18 protein-coding genes and 1 tRNA gene are annotated in these 19,805 nt (G+C 42.9%); 15 read left to right on the plus strand and 4 right to left on the minus strand.

The window, feature by feature from the left end; all coding sequences use genetic code 11:
* Window positions 1-10 precede the first annotated feature (10 nt).
* A tRNA-Ser gene (locus tag B7723_RS09860) sits at window positions 11-98 on the minus strand.
* 161 nt (window positions 99-259) lie between these two features.
* Here B7723_RS09860 and B7723_RS09865 point away from each other — a divergent pair.
* From B7723_RS09865 to B7723_RS09880, 4 genes are all read left to right on the plus strand, one after another.
* Complete coding sequence (locus tag B7723_RS09865) at window positions 260-1,000, plus strand: DeoR/GlpR family DNA-binding transcription regulator (RefSeq protein ID WP_000920645.1); 741 nt, start codon at window positions 260-262, stop codon at window positions 998-1,000.
* Window positions 997-1,908 (plus strand): 1-phosphofructokinase, encoded by a 912-nt coding sequence (pfkB, locus tag B7723_RS09870; protein ID WP_084849342.1) that lies wholly within the window; start codon window positions 997-999, stop codon window positions 1,906-1,908. Before B7723_RS09865 ends, pfkB begins: the two co-directional genes overlap by 4 nt.
* A complete protein-coding gene (locus tag B7723_RS09875; RefSeq protein WP_084849341.1) occupies window positions 1,905-3,857 on the plus strand; it encodes a PTS fructose transporter subunit IIABC in 1,953 nt (650 codons plus the stop codon). The genes pfkB and B7723_RS09875 overlap by 4 nt, the downstream gene beginning before the upstream one ends.
* Window positions 3,858-3,943: 86 nt before the next feature.
* On the plus strand, window positions 3,944-6,250 hold the full coding sequence (locus tag B7723_RS09880) for a DNA translocase FtsK (RefSeq protein WP_084849340.1): 2,307 nt from the start codon (window positions 3,944-3,946) through the stop codon (window positions 6,248-6,250).
* 44 nt (window positions 6,251-6,294) lie between these two features.
* Here the strand turns inward: B7723_RS09880 and B7723_RS09885 are convergent, their stop codons facing one another.
* Window positions 6,295-6,720: a DUF6556 family protein gene (locus tag B7723_RS09885; protein ID WP_084849339.1), complete on the minus strand. Its 426-nt coding sequence runs from the start codon at window positions 6,718-6,720 to the stop codon at window positions 6,295-6,297.
* Window positions 6,721-6,857: 137 nt separating this feature from the next.
* Between B7723_RS09885 and B7723_RS09890 the strand changes: the two genes are divergently transcribed.
* The 9 genes from B7723_RS09890 (at window position 6,858) to B7723_RS09930 (ending at window position 15,869) form a co-directional block, all read left to right on the plus strand.
* A complete protein-coding gene (locus B7723_RS09890) occupies window positions 6,858-8,000 on the plus strand; it encodes a cysteine desulfurase family protein (RefSeq protein WP_084849338.1) in 1,143 nt (380 codons plus the stop codon).
* An 8-nt stretch (window positions 8,001-8,008) separates the two neighbouring features.
* Window positions 8,009-9,223, plus strand: a complete 1,215-nt coding sequence (thiI, locus tag B7723_RS09895; protein WP_084849337.1) for a tRNA uracil 4-sulfurtransferase ThiI — start codon at window positions 8,009-8,011, stop codon at window positions 9,221-9,223.
* Window positions 9,224-9,359: 136 nt separating this feature from the next.
* A complete protein-coding gene (locus B7723_RS09900) occupies window positions 9,360-10,184 on the plus strand; it encodes an alpha/beta hydrolase (RefSeq protein ID WP_084849336.1) in 825 nt (274 codons plus the stop codon).
* Window positions 10,185-10,204: 20 nt separating this feature from the next.
* Window positions 10,205-10,945 carry an esterase family protein gene (locus B7723_RS09905; protein WP_042902431.1) on the plus strand — a complete coding sequence of 247 codons (741 nt, stop codon included), beginning with the start codon at window positions 10,205-10,207 and terminating at the stop codon, window positions 10,943-10,945.
* Window positions 10,946-10,957: 12 nt separating this feature from the next.
* Window positions 10,958-12,124, plus strand: a complete 1,167-nt coding sequence (locus B7723_RS09910; RefSeq protein WP_084849335.1) for an ATP-grasp domain-containing protein — start codon at window positions 10,958-10,960, stop codon at window positions 12,122-12,124.
* 157 nt (window positions 12,125-12,281) lie between these two features.
* A complete protein-coding gene (gla, locus tag B7723_RS09915; protein ID WP_084849334.1) occupies window positions 12,282-13,187 on the plus strand; it encodes an aquaglyceroporin Gla in 906 nt (301 codons plus the stop codon).
* A 110-nt stretch (window positions 13,188-13,297) separates the two neighbouring features.
* On the plus strand, window positions 13,298-14,023 hold the full coding sequence (locus tag B7723_RS09920) for a CppA N-terminal domain-containing protein (protein ID WP_045592079.1): 726 nt from the start codon (window positions 13,298-13,300) through the stop codon (window positions 14,021-14,023).
* Window positions 14,020-14,955: a serine hydrolase domain-containing protein gene (locus B7723_RS09925; RefSeq protein ID WP_084849333.1), complete on the plus strand. Its 936-nt coding sequence runs from the start codon at window positions 14,020-14,022 to the stop codon at window positions 14,953-14,955. The genes B7723_RS09920 and B7723_RS09925 overlap by 4 nt, the downstream gene beginning before the upstream one ends.
* Window positions 14,956-14,963: 8 nt before the next feature.
* The gene (locus B7723_RS09930; protein WP_084849332.1) at window positions 14,964-15,869 is read left to right on the plus strand and encodes a DMT family transporter; all 906 of its coding nucleotides are present in this window, start codon (window positions 14,964-14,966) and stop codon (window positions 15,867-15,869) included.
* A gap of 44 nt (window positions 15,870-15,913) precedes the next feature.
* Here B7723_RS09930 and B7723_RS09935 read toward each other — a convergent pair whose 3' ends face one another.
* Window positions 15,914-17,197: a uracil-xanthine permease family protein gene (locus tag B7723_RS09935; protein WP_000808282.1), complete on the minus strand. Its 1,284-nt coding sequence runs from the start codon at window positions 17,195-17,197 to the stop codon at window positions 15,914-15,916.
* A gap of 321 nt (window positions 17,198-17,518) precedes the next feature.
* Window positions 17,519-18,232: a 16S rRNA (guanine(527)-N(7))-methyltransferase RsmG gene (gene rsmG, locus B7723_RS09940; protein ID WP_000801953.1), complete on the minus strand. Its 714-nt coding sequence runs from the start codon at window positions 18,230-18,232 to the stop codon at window positions 17,519-17,521.
* Between the two features lie 93 nt (window positions 18,233-18,325).
* On the opposite strand from rsmG, the gene B7723_RS09945 reads away from it, so the two are divergent.
* Entirely contained in the window at window positions 18,326-18,886 is a 561-nt protein-coding gene (locus B7723_RS09945; RefSeq protein ID WP_000219838.1) for a LemA family protein, read from the plus strand.
* Between the two features lies 1 nt (window position 18,887).
* Window positions 18,888-19,787, plus strand: a complete 900-nt coding sequence (gene htpX / locus B7723_RS09950; protein WP_049490791.1) for a zinc metalloprotease HtpX — start codon at window positions 18,888-18,890, stop codon at window positions 19,785-19,787.
* The last annotated feature ends 18 nt before the right edge of the window (window positions 19,788-19,805 follow it).

Here is a 19,805-nt window from a genome sequence, read left to right on the forward strand (position 1 = left end):
CTTTTTTCTACGGAAGACATGGGATTCGAACCCACGCACGCTGTTACACGCCTACCGCGTTTCCAACACGGCCTCTTAAGCCTCTTGAGTAATCTTCCAATACTTACTCAAATAGTCTACCATAAAGCCACTTATCTTGCAATAAAAATTTTGGAAATAAGAAAAATGATAGAATTTGAAAGAAAATGATAAAAAATGCTTGACTTTAGTAGAGAATGTGCTAGAATGAATAGTGTAAACGATAACAGGAGGTGATTTGGTGTTAAAAACTGAGCGGAAGCAACTGATTTTAGAGGAGTTAAATCAACATCATGTAGTTTCCCTAGAAAAATTGGTTAGTCTATTAGAAACATCAGAATCGACAGTACGAAGAGATTTGGACGAGTTGGAGGCGGAAAACAAACTTCGCCGTGTGCATGGTGGAGCAGAATTGCCCCACTCCTTGCAGGAAGAAGAAACCATCCAAGAAAAATCTGTCAAAAACCTTCAAGAGAAGAAGCTACTGGCTCAGAAAGCAGCCTCTCTTATTAAGGAAAAAGATGTCATTTTTATCGATGCTGGAACGACAACTGCTTTTTTAATCAAGGAATTGGTTAATAAGAATATTACAGTTGTGACCAACTCCATTCACCATGCGGTTCAGTTGGTTGAAAAACAGATTCCAACTGTCATGGTTGGAGGAAGTGTCAAGATGGCAACAGATGCATGTATCGGTGGTGTTGCTCTTAACCAAATTAATCAATTGCACTTTGACCGTGCCTTTATTGGGATGAATGGTGTCGACGATGGTTATTATACGACTCCAGATATGGAGGAGGGAGCCGTGAAGCGTGCTATTTTGGAGAATGCCAAACAAACCTATGTCTTGGTGGATTCGTCAAAGATTGGTCAAACTTGCTTTGCCAAGGTAGCACCGCTTAAACGCGCTATTGTCATCACAAGTCAAGGGCATGAGCTCTTGCAGGCTATTAAGAAGAAAACGGAGGTAATAGAGGTATGATTTATACAGTCACACTTAATCCATCCATAGACTATATCGTTCGCTTGGACCAAGTTCAAGTCGGCAGTGTCAATCGTATGGACAGTGATGATAAGTTTGCTGGTGGGAAAGGAATCAATGTCAGTCGTGTTTTGAAGCGCTTGGATATTCCTAATACTGCGACTGGATTTATCGGAGGTTTTACTGGTAAATTTATCACAGATACTTTGGCAGAAGAGGAAATCGAGACGCGTTTTGTCCAAGTAGCAGAAGATACTCGCATCAATGTCAAGATTAAAGCAGACCAAGAAACAGAAATCAACGGAACTGGTCCAAATGTGGAACCGGCTCAGTTAGAAGAGCTGAAAGCTATTTTGTCTAGTTTGACTGCAGAAGATACGGTGGTGTTTGCAGGTTCGAGTGCTAAGAATCTAGGTAATGTTATCTACAAAGATTTGATTGCCTTGACACGCCAGACTGGTGCGCAAGTGGTTTGTGACTTTGAAGGACAGACCTTGATTGATAGTTTAGACTACCAGCCACTTTTGGTTAAACCAAACAATCACGAGCTTGGAGCTATCTTTGGAGTGAAACTCGAAAGTTTAGATGAAATCGAGAACTATGCTCGTCAGTTACTGTCCAAAGGAGCTCAAAACGTTATTATCTCCATGGCTGGGGACGGTGCCCTTCTTGTCACATCCGAGGGAGCATACTTCGCCAAACCTATCAAGGGAACTGTGAAAAATTCAGTCGGGGCTGGTGACTCTATGGTCGCTGGGTTTACAGGTGAATTTGTAAAATCTAAAGACGCAGTAGAAGCCTTCAAATGGGGAGTAGCTTGTGGAACAGCAACGACCTTCTCGGATGACTTGGCAACAGCGGAATATATTAAAGAAACATATGAAAAAGTTGAGGTAGAAAAACGATGAAAATTCAAGACCTATTGAGAAAAGATGTCATGTTGCTGGATTTGCAGGCAACTGAAAAAACAGCTGTCATCGAAGAGATGATTAAAAGTTTGGTAGATCACGGTTACGTGACGGATTTTGAAACCTTTAAAGAAGGAATCTTAGCGCGTGAAGCTCTAACTTCCACTGGTTTGGGTGATGGAATCGCTATGCCTCACAGCAAGAACTCTGCAGTTAAAGAAGCTACGGTTCTCTTTGCTAAGTCAAACAAGGGTGTTGACTACGAAAGCTTAGATGGGCAACCAACAGATCTCTTCTTCATGATTGCAGCTCCAGAAGGTGCCAATGATACTCACTTGGCAGCCTTGGCAGAATTGTCTCAATACTTGATGAAAGACGGATTTGCTGACAAACTTCGTCAAGTAACATCTGCAGATCAAGTTATCGAACTCTTTAACCAAGCTTCAGAAAAAGCTGAGGAGCCTGTTCAAGTACCTGCTAATGACTCTGACGACTTTATCGTAGCTGTTACAGCTTGTACGACAGGTATTGCCCACACATACATGGCTCAAGAAGCCCTTCAAAAAGTGGCTGCTGAAATGGGTGTTGGGATTAAGGTTGAAACAAACGGAGCTAGCGGTGTTGGTAACCAACTAACTGTAGAGGACATCCGCAAGGCTAAAGCTGTTATCATCGCTGCTGACAAGGCTGTAGAGATGGATCGCTTTGATGGAAAACCTTTGGTTAACCGTCCAGTTGCAGACGGTATCCGTAAGACAGAAGAGCTGATCAACTTGGCTCTTTCAGGAGATGCTGAAGTTTATCGTGCTGCTAATGGAGCAAAAGCTGCAACAGCATCTAATGAAAAACAAAGTATCGGTGGAGCTTTCTACAAACACTTGATGAGTGGTGTATCTCAAATGTTACCATTCGTTATCGGTGGTGGTATCATGATTGCCCTCGCCTTCTTAATCGACGGAGCTTTTGGTGTGCCACAGGATAGTCTTGGCAATCTCGGATCCTACCATGAACTCGCTTCAATGTTCATGAAAATCGGTGGCGCAGCCTTTGGTTTGATGCTTCCAGTCTTTGCAGGATATGTAGCCTACTCTATCGCTGAAAAACCAGGTTTGGTAGCTGGTTTCGTGGCTGGTGCTATTGCCAAAGAAGGTTTTGCCTTTGGTAAAATTCCTTATGCTGCAGGTGGTGAAGCAACTTCAACTCTCTCAGGTGTCTCATCTGGTTTCCTAGGTGCCCTTGTTGGTGGATTTATCGCAGGAGCCTTGGTTCTTGCTATCAAGAAATACGTTAAAGTTCCTCGTTCACTTGAAGGTGCTAAATCAATCCTTCTCTTGCCACTTTTTGGAACAATCTTAACAGGATTTGTTATGTTGGCTGTCAATATTCCAATGGCAGCAATCAACACTGCTATGAATGACTTCCTAGGCGGTCTTGGAGGAGGTTCAGCTGTCCTTCTTGGTATCGTTCTTGGAGGCATGATGGCTGTTGATATGGGTGGACCAGTTAATAAAGCGGCTTATGTCTTTGGTACAGGTACGCTTGCAGCGACTGTTTCTTCAGGTGGTTCTGTAGCTATGGCAGCAGTTATGGCTGGAGGAATGGTTCCACCACTTGCCATCTTTGTCGCAACCCTTCTCTTTAAAGATAAATTTACCAAAGAAGAACGTAACTCTGGTTTGACAAACATCATCATGGGCTTGTCATTCATCACTGAAGGAGCGATCCCATTTGGTGCAGCAGACCCAGCTCGTGCGATCCCAAGCTTCATCCTTGGTTCGGCAGTAGCAGGTGGACTCGTTGGTCTTGCAGGAATCAAACTCATGGCGCCACACGGAGGAATCTTCGTCATCGCTCTTACTTCAAATGCCCTTCTCTACCTTGCCTTTGTCTTGGTTGGTGCAATCGTAAGTGGTGTGGTTTATGGTTATCTACGCAAACCACAAGCATAAAATGGATTAGAATAGAAAGATTGTTACCATTTGGTGCAATCTTTTTCTCTTTTCGAAATGGCTGTGAAATATGGTATAATAAAAGAATGGCAAACAAGAATACTACAAAAACAAGACGGAGACCGTCTAAAGCAGAACTCGAAAGAAAACAGGCTATCCAGAGGATGTTGATTTCCTTAGGAATTGCCTTGTTATTGATTATTGCAGCCCTCAAACTCGGTGCAGCAGGTGTCACTCTTTACAATCTCATTCGACTGGTTGTCGGAAGTTTGGCCTATGTGGCCATTGGTGGCCTCCTCATCTATCTTTTTCTTTTTAAATGGATCCGCAAGCAAGAGGGACTTCTGTCAGGATTTCTTTGTATCTTCGCTGGCTTGCTCTTGATTTTTGAGGCCTACTTGGTATGGAAATATGGCTTGGAGCAGTCAGTTCTAAAAGCGACCCTGTCTCAAGTTATGACGGACCTGACTGGTATGCGGGTGACTAGCTTCGCCGGTGGAGGCTTGCTTGGTGTTGGACTCTATATCCCCATATCCTTTCTTTTCTCCAATATCGGATCGTACTTTATTGGAGTTCTCTTGATTCTAGTTGGGGCACTCTTGGTTAGTCCTTGGTCTATTTATGATGTCGCAGCCTTTATTGGAGCTCAGTTCAGATCCTTCATGGAAAAACAGGAACAGAGAAAACAGGAACGCTTTATCAAGAGAGAAGAAGAGAAGGCTCGTCAAGAAGCTGAACAAGCAGCCAGAATTCAGAGAGAACAAGAAGAACAGGATGCGCTGCCGCTTCCTCCTGTAGATCCTGAAACGGGAGAAATCTTATCAGAGGTACCAGACTACGATTTCCCACCAATTCCTGAGGAAGAATGGATTGAACCGGAGATTATCCTCCCTCAAACAGATTTTGACGTTCCTGATGTGGAAGAGGATTTTGAGGATGAAGAGGTACAGGTTGATTTTTCTGCCAAGGAAGCCCTCGAATACAAGCTACCAAGCTTGCAACTCTTTGCACCAGATAAACCCAAAGATCAGTCCAAGGAAAAGAAGATTGTTCGAGAAAATATCAAAATCCTAGAAGAAACCTTTGCTAGCTTTGGTATCAAGGTGACGGTGGAACGGGCTGAAATAGGACCATCAGTTACCAAGTATGAAGTCAAGCCAGCAGTCGGTGTACGGGTTAACCGCATTTCCAATCTGGCAGACGACTTAGCGCTAGCTCTGGCGGCCAAGGATGTTCGGATTGAGGCTCCAATCCCTGGTAAATCCTTAGTCGGAATTGAAGTACCCAACTCTGAGATTGCGACCGTTTCCTTCCGTGAACTCTGGGAACAGTCTCAGACTAAACCAGAAAATCTCCTCGAAATTCCTCTAGGGAAGGCGGTCAATGGAACTGCTCGCACCTTTGACCTTTCCAAGATGCCCCACCTACTTGTTGCAGGTTCGACGGGATCAGGGAAGTCAGTCGCAGTTAACGGTATTATCGCCAGCATTCTCATGAAAGCAAGACCAGATCAGGTCAAGTTTATGATGGTGGATCCAAAGATGGTTGAGTTATCGGTGTACAATGACATTCCTCACCTCTTGATTCCAGTTGTGACCAATCCACGCAAGGCCAGCAAGGCTCTCCAAAAGGTGGTGGATGAGATGGAAAACCGTTATGAACTCTTTGCTAAGGTTGGAGTACGAAATATCGCTGGTTACAATGCCAAGGTCGAGGAATTTAATAGCCAATCTGAGTACAAACAAATACCCCTACCTTTGATTGTTGTCATTGTAGATGAGTTGGCTGACCTTATGATGGTGGCTAGCAAGGAAGTGGAAGATGCTATCATTCGTCTCGGACAGAAGGCGCGTGCTGCAGGGATTCACATGATTCTCGCAACACAGCGTCCATCAGTCGATGTCATCTCTGGTCTTATCAAGGCCAATGTCCCATCTCGTGTGGCTTTTGCAGTTTCATCAGGTACAGATTCGCGAACCATCTTGGATGAAAATGGAGCAGAAAAATTGCTCGGTCGAGGAGATATGCTCTTTAAACCAATTGATGAAAATCACCCAGTCCGTCTACAAGGCTCCTTTATTTCGGATGATGATGTTGAACGCATCGTAAACTTCATCAAGGCTCAGGCAGATGCGGACTACGATGACAGCTTTGACCCAGGAGATGTCCCTGAAAATGAAGGAGATTTTTCTCATGGTGAAGCTGGCGGCGATCCGCTTTTTGAAGAAGCTAAGGCTTTGGTTATCGAAACTCAGAAAGCTAGCGCTTCGATGATTCAGCGTCGTTTGTCAGTTGGATTTAACCGTGCGACCCGCCTTATGGAAGAACTCGAAATGGCAGGTGTCATCGGTCCAGCTGAGGGAACCAAACCACGAAAAGTATTGCAACAATAAAAAAATAGCTTCTTTCCAAATTTGGAAAGAAGCTATTTTTTTGATTACTGGTTCGTTTTAGTTTCAGAACTCGTCGTATTTGACTGTGTTCCATTATCGCTTGTTTCTTTTGTTGAGGAAGGTGTAGAAGGATCCTGAGTTGTTGTTTTCTGCTCTTCTTTTTTCTCTTCTTTTTTATTGGATTGAGAAGTTCCTTCTTGCGTGGTATTTTCTTTAGTAGAAGTGTTGTCCCTGTTAGGAGTAGTATTTTCCTGAGGGGCTTCTTTTTGAATTTCCTTGACAACAGTTGTTTGAGTTGTCGTCGGTTCTTTTTTGTTGTTTTTGTTATTATCCATAGCGTTCATGATGGTAATAGTAGCAGTGATTAGGCCAAGGATACTACCGATGGTAGCAATCGTTTTTTGAAAGACAGTAAATCCCTTTTTGATGTGTTCTGTTTTTGGTTTTGAAGTTCTACGATAGTTAGACATGATACTCTCCTTTAATTATGATTTATTATACCTCATTTCTTTAAAAAAATCTTAAAAAAAGAGAAACCTCCCTTTCTTGTCGCAGGTCTCTTTTCGTGATACAATAGAAGGAGTGATTTTAGAAAGCGTGAGAAAACATGATCTACTTTGATAATTCGGCGACAACCAAGCCTTATCCTGAAGCACTTGAAACTTACATGCAGGTCGCTTCAAAAATTGTAGGAAATCCGTCTAGTCTCCATCGTTTGGGAGATCAGGCAACACGAATTTTAGATGCTTCCCGGCAGCAAATTGCAGATTTGATTGGCAAGAAAAGTGATGAAATCTTCTTTACCTCTGGTGGAACAGAAGGGGATAACTGGGTCATCAAGGGTGTGGCCTTTGAAAAAGCCCAGTATGGCAAGCATATCATCGTATCAGCTATTGAGCATCCAGCAGTCAAGGAGTCAGCCCTTTGGCTGAAAAGTCAAGGTTTTGAGATAGATTTTGCTCCAGTTGATAGCAGAGGATTTGTGGATGTTGAAGCATTAGCAGATTTGATACGTCCTGATACGACTCTCGTCTCCATCATGGCAGTTAACAACGAAATTGGCTCTATCCAGCCTATTGAGGCTATCTCAGAACTTTTGGCAGATAAGCCGACCATTTCCTTCCACGTTGATGCGGTTCAGGCACTTGCTAAAATTCCAACTGAAAACTATCTGACAGATCGAGTGGATTTCGCGACCTTCTCAAGTCATAAGTTTCATGGTGTCAGAGGTGTTGGATTTGTCTATATCAAGTCTGGTAAGAGGATCATGCCTCTTTTAACAGGTGGCGGTCAAGAGGGAGACTATCGTTCGACAACTGAAAATGTGGCAGGGATCGCAGCAACAGCCAAGGCCCTCCGTTTGTCTATGGAAAAGTTAGCTGTTTTTACTAGCAAGACGGGGCAGATGAAGGCAGTCATTCGCCAAGCCCTTCTGGATTATCCAGATATTTTTGTCTTTTCAGATGAGGAAGACTTTGCCCCTCATATCCTGACTTTTGGGATTAAAGGTGTTCGTGGTGAAGTCATTGTTCACGCTTTTGAAGACTATGACATTTTCATTTCCACAACCTCTGCTTGTTCGTCCAAGGCAGGAAAACCTGCGGGGACCTTGATTGCAATGGGAGTGGAAAAGGATAAGGCCCAGTCAGCTGTGCGTCTAAGCCTAGACTTGGAAAATGATATGAGTCAGGTCGAGCAGTTTTTGACCAAGCTAAAATTAATTTACAATCAAACTAGAAAAGTAAGATAGGAGCATTTATGCAGTATTCAGAAATTATGATTCGTTACGGAGAATTGTCAACCAAGCACAAAAATCGTATGCGTTTCATTAATAAACTTCGTAATAATATTTCAGACGTTTTGTCTATCTATCCCCAGGTTAAGGTAACCGCAGATCGCGACCGTGCCCACGCTTACCTCAATGGAGCAGATTACACAGCAGTTGCAGAATCGCTCAAACAAGTCTTTGGAATTCAAAATTTTTCTCCTGTGTATAAGATTGAAAAGTCAGTGGACGTTCTGAAGTCTGCTGTCCAAGAGATTATGAAGGAAATCTATAAGGAAGGGATGACCTTTAAAATCACTAGCAAGCGTAGCGACCACAACTTTGAATTGGATAGTCGTGAACTGAATCAAACTCTTGGTGGAGCTGTTTTCGAGGCTATTCCAAACGTGCAAGCTCAGATGAAAAATCCAGATATTAATCTTCAGGTTGAGATTCGTGAAGAGGCTGCCTATCTTTCCTATGAAACTTTTCGTGGAGCAGGAGGATTACCTGTGGGAAGTTCTGGTAAAGGTATGCTCATGTTGTCAGGAGGGATTGACTCACCTGTAGCTGGTTATCTAGCTCTTAAACGTGGTGTAGATATTGAGGCGGTTCACTTTGCCAGTCCGCCATACACAAGTCCTGGTGCCCTCAAGAAAGCCCACGATTTGACTCGGAAATTGACCAAGTTTGGGGGCAATATCCAGTTTATCGAGGTGCCTTTTACAGAGATTCAAGAGGAAATCAAGGCTAAGGCGCCAGAAGCCTACCTCATGACCTTGACTCGTCGTTTTATGATGCGCATTACCGACCGTATCCGTGAGGTACGAAATGGTTTAGTCATCATCAATGGGGAAAGTCTTGGTCAAGTAGCCAGCCAGACCTTGGAAAGCATGCAGACTATCAACGCTGTGACTAGCACTCCCATCATTCGTCCCGTGGTTACCATGGACAAGTTGGAAATCATTGACATCGCGCAGGAAATCGATACCTTTGAAATTTCAATCCAGCCTTTTGAAGACTGCTGTACTATTTTTGCGCCTGACCGTCCTAAGACCAATCCTAAGATAGAGAATGCAGAGCAGTATGAAAAACGCATGGATGTTGAAGGCTTGGTTGAGCGAGCAGTGGCTGGGATTATGATCACTAAGATCACGCCTCAAGCTGAAAAAGATGCTGTCGATGAGTTAATTGATAATCTCCTCTAATCAGAAAATCCAGAAGAATTCAGAAAAACAAATGAAAAAAGTTAGTTATTTATCCTTAAAATGGACAATTACTGACTTTTTTTCTATTTTTATGGTATAATGAGATAAAATTTTGAATATAGAGAGTTTTCTGACAATGAATCATTCCTACTTTTACTTAAAAATGAAAGAACACAAACTTAAAGTTCCTTATACTGGAAAAGAGCGTCGTGTGCGTGTGCTTCTGCCTAAGGACTACGAGAAAGACACCGACCGTTTTTACCCAGTTGTTTACTTTCATGATGGGCAAAATGTCTTTTACAGTAAGGAGTCTTATATTGGACACTCTTGGAAGATTATTCCAGCAATTAAACGAAATCCTGACATCAGTCGCATGATTGTCGTTGCTATAGATAATGACGGCATGGGGCGGATGAATGAGTATGCGGCTTGGAAGTTTCAAGAATCTCCTATCCCAGGCCAGCAGTTTGGTGGTAAGGGTGTGGAGTATGCCGAGTTTGTCATGGAGGTGGTCAAGCCTTTTATCGATGAGACCTACCGTACTAAAGCTGATCGGCAGCATACGGCTATGATTGGCTCTTCACTAGGAGGCAATATTACCCAATTTATCGGACTAGAGTACCAAGACCGAATTGGTTGTCTAGGCGTCTTCTCATCTGCTAACTGGCTTCACCAAGAATCCTTTAACCGCTATATCGAGCGTAAGAAATTGTCGCCTGAACAGCGCATTTTCATCTATGTAGGAACAGAAGAAGCAGACGATACGGACAAGACCTTGATGGCTGGCAATATCAAGCAAGCCTATATCGACTCGTCGCTTCGTTATTACCGTGATTTGATTGCAGGTGGAGTACACTTGGATAATCTTGTCTTGAAAGTTCAGTCTGGTGCTATCCATAGTGAAATACCTTGGTCGGAAAATTTACCAGACTGTCTCCGATTTTTTGCAGAGAAATGGTAAGTTAAGAAAGGAGAAAGCCAATGCATATTGAAAACCTCAGCCACTGGAGTGGTCACCTCAACCGTGAAATGTACCTTAACCGTTATGGACACGCTGGGATTCCAGTTGTTGTTTTTGCTTCATCTGGTGGTAGTCACAACGAATACTATGATTTTGGCATGATTGACGCCTGTGCTTCCTTTATCGAGGAAGGGCGAGTGCAGTTCTTTACTCTCTCCAGTGTTGACAGTGAGAGCTGGCTGGCTACTTGGAAAAATGGTCATGACCAGGCGGAGATGCACCGCGCCTACGAACGCTATGTGATTGAGGAGGCCATTCCTTTTATCAAGCACAAGACAGGTTGGTTTGATGGCATGATGACGACAGGTTGCTCGATGGGGGCCTATCATGCACTCAATTTCTTTCTTCAGCATCCAGATGTCTTTACCAAGGTGATTGCCCTCAGTGGTGTTTACGACGCACGTTTCTTCGTTGGCGATTACTACAATGACGATGCAATTTACCAAAACTCACCTGTAGATTATATCTGGAATCAAAACGACGGATGGTTTATCGATCGTTACCGTCAGGCGGAGATTGTCGTCTGTACGGGTCTCGGTGCTTGGGAACAAGATGGTCTGCCATCCTTCTACAAGCTTAAAGAAGCCTTTGACCAGAAACAAATTCCAGCCTGGTTTGCTGAATGGGGACACGATGTCGCTCACGACTGGGAATGGTGGCGTAAACAAATGCCCTATTTTCTTGGACACCTGTATCTATAAAAGGAGTTGCCTATGAATTATCTTGTTATTTCTCCCTACTATCCGCAAAATTTCCAACAGTTTACAATCGAGCTAGCTAATAAAGGCATCACAGTCTTGGGAATTGGTCAGGAGCCCTACGAACAACTAGATGAACCTTTGCGAAATAGCCTAACTGAGTATTTCCGTGTGGACAATCTTGAAAACATAGACGAAGTCAAGCGTGCAGTAGCTTTTCTGTTCTACAAGCATGGACCAATCGACCGCATCGAATCTCACAATGAATACTGGCTTGAGCTGGACGCAACACTCAGAGAGCAATTCAATGTCTTTGGTGCCAAACCAGAGGATCTCAAAAAGACCAAGTTTAAGTCTGAGATGAAGAAACTTTTCAAAAAAGCAGGTGTCCCTGTGGTACCTGGTACTGTTATCCAGACGGAAGCAGATGTGGATAAAGCAGTGAACGAAATCGGTCTACCAATGATTGCCAAACCTGATAATGGAGTGGGAGCGGCAGCAACCTTTAAGCTTGAGACAGAAGAGGATGTAAATCACTTTAAGGCTGAATGGGACCATTCAACCGTGTATTTCTTTGAGAAATTTGTCACTTCTAGCGAAATCTGTACTTTTGACGGACTTGTGGACAAGGATGGCAACATCGTCTTTTCAACGACTTTCGATTATGCCCATACACCACTTGATCTGATGATTTATAAGATGGACAATTCCTACTATGTGCTCAAGGATATGGATCCAAAATTGCGTAAGTATGGTGAAGCCATTGTCAAGGAATTTGGTATGAAAGAGCGCTTTTTCCATATCGAGTTTTTCCGTGACGGGGACGACTACATTGCCATTGAGTACAATAACCGTCCTGCAGGTGGCTTTACCATTGATGTTTATAACTTCGCTCACTCCTTGGATCTCTACCGAGGTTATGCGGCGATTGTTGCAGGTGAAGAGTTCCCAGCATCAGAGTTTGAACCACAATACTGTTTAGCTACATCACGTCGTGCCAATGCAAATTATGTCTATTCAGAAGAGGACCTTCTTGCTAAGTACAGCCAGCAATTCAAGGTCAAAAAAATCATGCCAGCAGCCTTTGCAGAGCTACAAGGGGATTACCTTTATATGTTGACCACTCCTAGTCGCCAAGAGATGGAGCAGATGATTGTAGACTTTGGTCAACGTCAAGAATAACGATTAGGACAAAAGGAGTTTGACTTCTTTTGTCCTTTTCTTAAAGATAAGTTAAATAAAGCGTTTTCCATAGATTCTTTTAGAAAAGATATTGCTAAAAGGCCTAAAAATTGATAGAATAAGGATTGTCTAAAAAAATTTAAGGAGAATCTATCAAATGGATTTTACATGGGCTATTAAATATGCCACAGAATTCTTGGGAACTGCTATTTTGATCATTCTTGGTAATGGTGCAGTTGCTAACGTTGAACTTAAAGGTACGAAAGGTCACCAAAGTGGCTGGCTCGTTATCGCGGTTGGTTATGGTATGGGGGTTATGATCCCAGCTTTGATGTTTGGTAATGTATCTGGTAACCACATCAACCCAGCTTTCACTCTTGGACTTGCTGTTAGTGGACTTTTCTCTTGGGAGCAAGTACCATATTACATCCTAGCACAAGTTTTGGGAGCAATCTTTGGTCAAGCTTTGGTTGTAGCGACTCACCGTCCTTACTACTTGAAGACAGAAAATCCAAACAATATCTTGGGTACCTTCTCAACAATTTCAAGCATTGACCACGGTACAAAAGAATCACGTTTTGCAGCTACTGTTAACGGCTTCCTCAATGAGTTTGTAGGTTCATTCGTTCTTTTCTTTGCAGCACTTGGTTTGACTAAAAACTTCTTTGGTGCTGAATTAGTAGCGAAAGCTCAGGCGACAATTAATGACCAAGTAGCTCAAGCTGCAGCGCAAGGAACAACAATTCCTCAAGAACAAGTAACAGCAGCGCTTGAGCAAGCAAAAAACCAAGCCGCTCCATTTTTGGCACCAGGTCTTGGAATTGCACACTTGGCACTTGGTTTCCTAGTGCTGGCTTTGGTAGCTTCACTTGGTGGACCTACTGGACCTGGTTTGAACCCAGCTCGTGACTTCGGACCACGTCTTCTTCACGAACTCCTTCCAAAATCAGTTCTTGGTCAACATAAGGGTGATTCAAAATGGTGGTATGCATGGGTTCCAGTTGTAGCTCCAATTTTAGCGGGTATTGCAGCAGTAGCACTATTCAAACTACTTTACCTATAAGAAATGAAACTGGGGAATCCCAGTTTTTTTGTTATAGAATTTCTAAATAAAATAGATATGGCTTGTAAAATATTCGAAAATCCTTTAAAATAAAAGAGTTGGAGGAATTTATGAATGTGAATGAGATTGTTCGGATCGTTCCGACTTTGAAAGTTAATAATCGAAAATTAAATGAAAGATTTTACATTGAAATCTTGGGGATGAAACCTTTGCTGGAAGAGTCTGCCTTTATTTCCCTAGGCGATCAGACAGCTACGGAGAGATTGATTTTAGAAGAGGCTCCAAGTATGCGAACACGCAAAGTTGAAGGTCTTAAGAAGCTAGCTAGACTCTTGATAAAGGTTGAAAATCCTTCTGAAATCGAGGCCCTTCTTTCTCAAATGAAGTCTCTTCCTCGCTTATTTAAAGGAAACCGAGGGTATGCTTTTGAGATTGTTTCTCCTGAAGAGGATGTGATCCTTGTTCATGCAGAAAATGATGTAAGAGATTTGGTTCCACTGGAAACTGTTCCTGAATTTTATTCAAATACAAGTATAAAATATGTGAGTCAATTTGAGGTTTCTATGGAGTTGCGTTTGCCTGAAAGAACAGAGAGTTTACTTGATTCTGAAGGAGTAGCGCAAGCAATCACCTTTACTAAAGGGCAAGGAGCAGATTTGGCTGTTGAAAACAATGTCACTTGGGACCTGTCGATGTTGAAATTTTTAGTAAGAAATTTTGATCTAACCAGTCTTCGTCAGAAATTTGAAAAGACAGGCTACTTTGTCCCTAAGTCTGAAAAATTCTTCCTTGGTAAAGATACCAATAACATTGAATTGTGGTTTGAAGAAGCATGAAGTTGGAAAAAATTCTAAGAAAAATAGAAAATCAAATCGAGGCAGGGATTTATCCCGGGGCCTCTTTTGCGTATTATAAGGATGGTGAATGGAAAGAGTCTTATCTAGGATTGAGTGATCCAGAACGGGGCTTCAAGACAGAAAGCGGTTTGGTTTATGATCTTGCTAGTGTGAGCAAGGTCGTGGGAGTGGGGACGGTTTTTACCTACTTGTGGCAGCAGGGCAAATTCGATATTGATCAACCAGTGACGGATTTTTTACCGGGGTGTGATTACCCAGATATTACCATACGGCAACTTCTGACCCATGCCACAGATTTGGACCCCTTTATTCCCAATCGAGACAAGTTAAGTGCAGAGGAATTAAGAGAAGCCATGTTTCACCTCAACAGACGAAATCAGCCAGCCTTCCTATACTCGGACGTTCATTTTTTACTCTTGGGCTTTCTTTTGGAAAAAATCTTTGACCAAGATTTGGATCAGATTATAAAAAAACAAGTTTTGGAAGCATGGAGGATGAAGGAGACCAAGTTCGGCCCCGTTGAGCAAGCTGTACCAACAGTGAGAGGAGTAGAGGCCGGAATCATTCACGATCCCAAAGCTCGTCTATTAGGGAAACACGCTGGAAGTGCTGGTTTGTTTTCGACTGTTAAGGATTTGCAGATCTTTCTGGAACATTACTTGAAAGATTATTTTGCTGCAGAATTGAGCCGAAATTTTTCTCCTTTAGATGATAAGGAGCGGTCTCTAGCCTGGAATCTGGAAGGAGCTTGGCTTGACCATACGGGTTATACAGGTACCTTCATTATGTGGAATCGGGAGAAGCAGGAAGCGGCTATCTTTCTATCCAATCGAACGTATGAGAAGGATGAGCGTGCCCAGTGGATAGTCGATCGAAACCAAGTGATGGAAATGATTCGTCAAGAGGAGTAGGAAGAAGCATGTCAAAAACCGTAAAAGGAACTCTGTATACAGTAGTGGCAGGGATTGCTTGGGGCTTGTCTGGAACCAGTGGCCAATACCTAATGGCACACGGGATTTCCGCTCTAGTCTTGACCAATTTACGACTTATCATTGCAGGTTTGGCACTAGTAATCTTATCCTATGCGACTTCAAAGGATAAACTCTATGCTTTTTTTAAAGACAGAAAAAGTCTACTATCTCTGTTGCTATTTGCAGTTTTTGGACTTTTCTTAAACCAGTTTGCCTATCTTTCTGCCATTCAGGAAACCAATGCTGGAACTGCGACAGTTCTCCAGTATGTATGCCCCGTTGGGATCTTGATTTATACTTGTATCAAGGAGAAGGTAGCTCCGACTCTAGCTGAGATTATTTCGATTGGATTGGCTATAGGAGGAACTTTTCTGATTGCAACGCACGGGAAAGTTGACCAGTTATCTGTCACATCCCTAGGTCTGTTCTGGGGCCTCTTTTCAGCCTTGACCTATGCCCTCTATATCATCCTTCCTATTGCTTTGATTAAGAAGTGGGGCAGTATTTTGGTGATTGGTGTCGGGATGGTTATTTCTGGTGTAGTGGCTATTCCCTTTACAGGAGTCTTACAGGCTAGCATACCAACCAGCTTAGATTTTCTCTTTGCATTTGCTGGGATTATCATCATCGGAACGGTTTTTGCCTATACAGCTTTCCTAAAGGGAGCTAGTCTGATAGGCCCTGTTAAGTCTAGTTTATTGGCTTCCATAGAGCCAATTTCTGCCGTTTTCTTTGCCTTTCTGATTATGAAGGAACAGTTTTATGCGATTGATTTTGTCGGTATGGCCATGATTTTACTAGCCGTGACCATTATTTCATTGAAAGATTTACTGTTGGAAATAAAGAGTAAGTAATTAAAAAATCCACTCAATCGAGTGGATTTTTTGTGTATAGATGATTAGTCTTTATTTTCGTGTGGCAAAATCAAGTTCAAGATGATTCCTGTCATGGCTGATAGAGCAGTACCTGAAAGTGTAACTGGGCCAAGTTTGAGGATGGCTCCCCCAAGTCCAAGTACTAACATGGCACTAGCAATGATGAGGTTACGCATTTGACTGAAGTCAACGCGTTCTTTAATCAAAACTTTCAAACCATTGCTGGCGATAACTCCGTAGAGAAGGATGGACATGCCACCAAGCACAGCATTTGGAATGGTTGAAATCAAGGCAGTGAATTTCCCTAGGAAGCTAAGAGCAATCGCGATGAAGGCCGCGTTACGGATAACAGAGACAGAAGCGATACGAGTCATCCCGATAACTCCTGTATTTTCTCCGTAAGTCGTATTAGCTGGTCCACCTAGGAAGGCTGATACAGATGTCGCGATACCATCACCGAGAAGCGTACGGTGAAGTCCTGGTTCTTTCAGGAATTGACGGCCACAGATTTGACTTAAAACTGTGTGGTCTCCGATGTGTTCTGAAATGGTTACAATAGCGATTGGTAAGATGGCGATTGTTTCAGGACCGAAGTACAAGTTGTACTCTTTAAAGGCACCACCAGTGCTAAATGGCAAGTAGAAACCAGGAATTTCAAACCAGTTTGCTTGAAGGACTGGGGTAAAGTCAACCAAACCAAGCATCATAGCGAAGATATAACCACCGATGATGGCAAAGAGGAAAGGAATGATACGAAGGAAACCTTTTCCTTTTGTATTGATAAAGGCGGCAATCAAGAACGTCACGACAGCTACAAGAGCGTTCTTCCAGTTTCCGTCTGCTACAAGTCCAGCATTCGTTACAGCAGAACCAGCAAGACCAAGACCGATAACGATGATCATAGGTCCGATAATAATTGGTGGCAAGAGTTTATCAATCCATTTCGTACCTGCAAAACGAACACTTGCTGCTACAAGGACATAGACCAAACCAGTCAAGATTACCCCCGTTTGAGCAGCAGATACATCGCCCCCCATTTCTTTCATGGCTAAAGACATAGCCGTGATAAAGGCGAATGAAGAACCTAGGTAAACTGGAACCTTAAAGCCAGTAGAAATCATGTAGATAAGTGTTCCAATACCGGATGCAAAGAGAGCAACCGATACGGGCATTCCCAAAATTAAGGGAACGAGAATGGTTGCACCAAACATGGCAAACACGTGCTGGAAGCTTAGAAGAATTCCTTTACCAGCAGAAGGACGTTGATCAACGTCTAGTAACAAGTCAACAGTTGATTCCTGTTTCATAAAAACCTCACTTTTGGGCACCAAAAAAGAGCCCATTATTTTGCAGCAATAGGCCCTCAGAGTAAGACTTTTTAAAAAATAGCTATCTTTTAAAAATTTATATAAATCTGCGCCTTCGTCACCTCACAGGATGACATTAAAAACCTTTGCTTGTGATAGTATAGCAGAAAAAAATGATTTTGTAAATCATTTTTTCCCGAGCCCAGAAATGTGAGAGCGAGGTCCGTTTTGTAAATCATTTTTTCCCGAGCCCAGAAATACGAGAGCGGGGTATGATTTTGTAAATCATTTTCTGAACTTTAAACAAGGGTGCACCATTGTTTAAAGTGGGCGTTTGTTGGGCATGCCAGCCTTTCTTGGGTACTTGTTAGGCGTCTCCTTTTTCTTTTCGACGACCGTGATGTAGCGCGGATCTCCATTTGGTAGGGCATAGCTGAGGTTGTCCTCTACCTTGCTAAAGAGGAGGTTGAGAGCGTTCTTGGCTTCTAGCAATTCCTCGGGCGCATTGCTGGCCTTGAGTGCCAATAGTTTGCCACCGACTTTAAGATAGGGAATGGTCAGCTCAGACAAAACCTGCATACGGGCAACCGCACGAGCCGTCACCACATCAAACTGGGCACGGAAGTTCTTGTCTTGGGCAAAGTCTTCTGCCCGTCCATGGTAGAAGTGAACACCATCCAAATCCAACTCCTGAGCCAAAAGCTGAAGGAAGTTGATGCGCTTATTGAGCGAATCAATGATGGTCACATCTAACTGAGGATAGAGGATTTTCATGGGTAGACTAGGAAATCCTGCCCCAGCCCCGATATCAAGAAGTTTGATAGTTTCATTTGAAATCAAACCTTGCAGGATGGGGGCAATCGAATCATAAAAGTGCTTAAGGTAAACTTCCTCTTTATCTGTAATAGCGGTCAGGTTAATCTTTTCATTCCACTCGACCAAGAGCTCAAAATAGCGTTCAAATTGGTTCTTTTGCTGGTCAGAAAGTGGAAGATTTTGCTCAGCTAGTAGGCTGTAAAATGTTTCTGGTTTCATAGTAGTTTCCTTCTCTAGTATCATCTTATTTTACCATATTCATTAAAAATTTGATATACTGGTAGTAATCTAAAAGAAGAAAGGAATAAGATTATGACTTGGATTATTCTTGGAGTTTTGGCTCTGATTGTTATTTTTGTGATTGTTAGCTATAACGGTTTGGTTAAAAATCGTATGCAGACCAAGGAGGCTTGGAGCCAGATCGATGTTCAGTTGAAGCGTCGTAATGATCTCCTCCCAAACTTGATTGAAACAGTCAAAGGCTATGCGAAATATGAAGGTTCTACCTTGGAAAAAGTAACAGAACTTCGTAGACAAGTAGCCGCAGCCACTTCACCGGCAGAAGCTATGAAGGCCAGTGATGCCCTTACCCGCCAGATTTCTGGTATCTTTGCAGTAGCAGAGAATTACCCAGACTTGAAAGCTAGTGCTAACTTTATCAAATTGCAAGAAGAGTTGACCAATACAGAAAATAAAATTTCTTATTCACGCCAACTCTACAACAGTGTTGTCAGCAACTACAATGTAAAACTTGAAAGCTTCCCAAGTAACATCATCGCAGGACTATTTGGCTTTAAAGCTGCAGACTTCCTTCAAACACCTGAAGAGGAAAAGGCAGTTCCTAAAGTTGACTTTAGCGGTTTAGGTGACTAAGATGTTGTTTGATCAAATTGCGAGCAATAAACGAAAAACCTGGATTTTGTTGCTGGTTTTCTTCCTACTCTTGGCCTTGGTTGGTTATGCGGTTGGCTATCTCTTTATGCGCTCAGGTCTTGGTGGCATGATTATTGCCTTGATTATCGGCCTTATCTACGCTCTGACCATGATCTTTCAATCGACAGAGATTGTCATGTCTATGAATGGGGCGCGTGAGGTTGATGAGCAAACAGCACCAGACCTCTACCATGTAGTAGAAGATATGGCCATGGTCGCTCAGATTCCCATGCCGCGTGTTTTCATCATTGAGGATTCATCTTTAAATGCCTTTGCAACAGGTTCGAATCCGCAGAATGCCGCAGTAGCAGCAACGTCGGGTCTCTTAGCTATCATGAATCGCGAGGAGCTAGAAGCTGTTATGGGTCATGAAGTCAGCCATATCCGAAACTACGATATTCGCATTTCGACCATTGCTGTCGCCCTTGCCAGTGCCATTACCCTTCTGTCTAGTATGGCAGGACGGATGATGTGGTGGGGAGGCGCAGGTCGCAGACGGAGTGATAATGATCGTGATGGAAATGGTTTGGAGATTATCATGCTTGTTATCTCTCTCTTAGCCATTGTTCTAGCACCTCTCGCAGCAACCTTGGTGCAACTAGCCATTTCCCGTCAGAGGGAATTTTTGGCGGATGCATCCAGTGTGGAGCTGACTCGCAATCCTCAAGGGATGATCAATGCCTTGCGTAAGTTGGAGAATAGCGAGCCGATGCATCAACATGTTGACGATGCCAGTAGCGCTCTTTATATCAATGATCCCAAGAAAGGTGGCGGACTCCAAAAACTATTTTACACCCACCCACCTATCTCAGAACGAATTGAGCGTTTGAAACATATGTAGAAAAAATGGCTCTTTGTC

The sequence above is a fragment of the Streptococcus oralis subsp. oralis genome, assembly GCF_002096435.1.
Taxonomy (GTDB): domain Bacteria; phylum Bacillota; class Bacilli; order Lactobacillales; family Streptococcaceae; genus Streptococcus; species Streptococcus oralis_AA.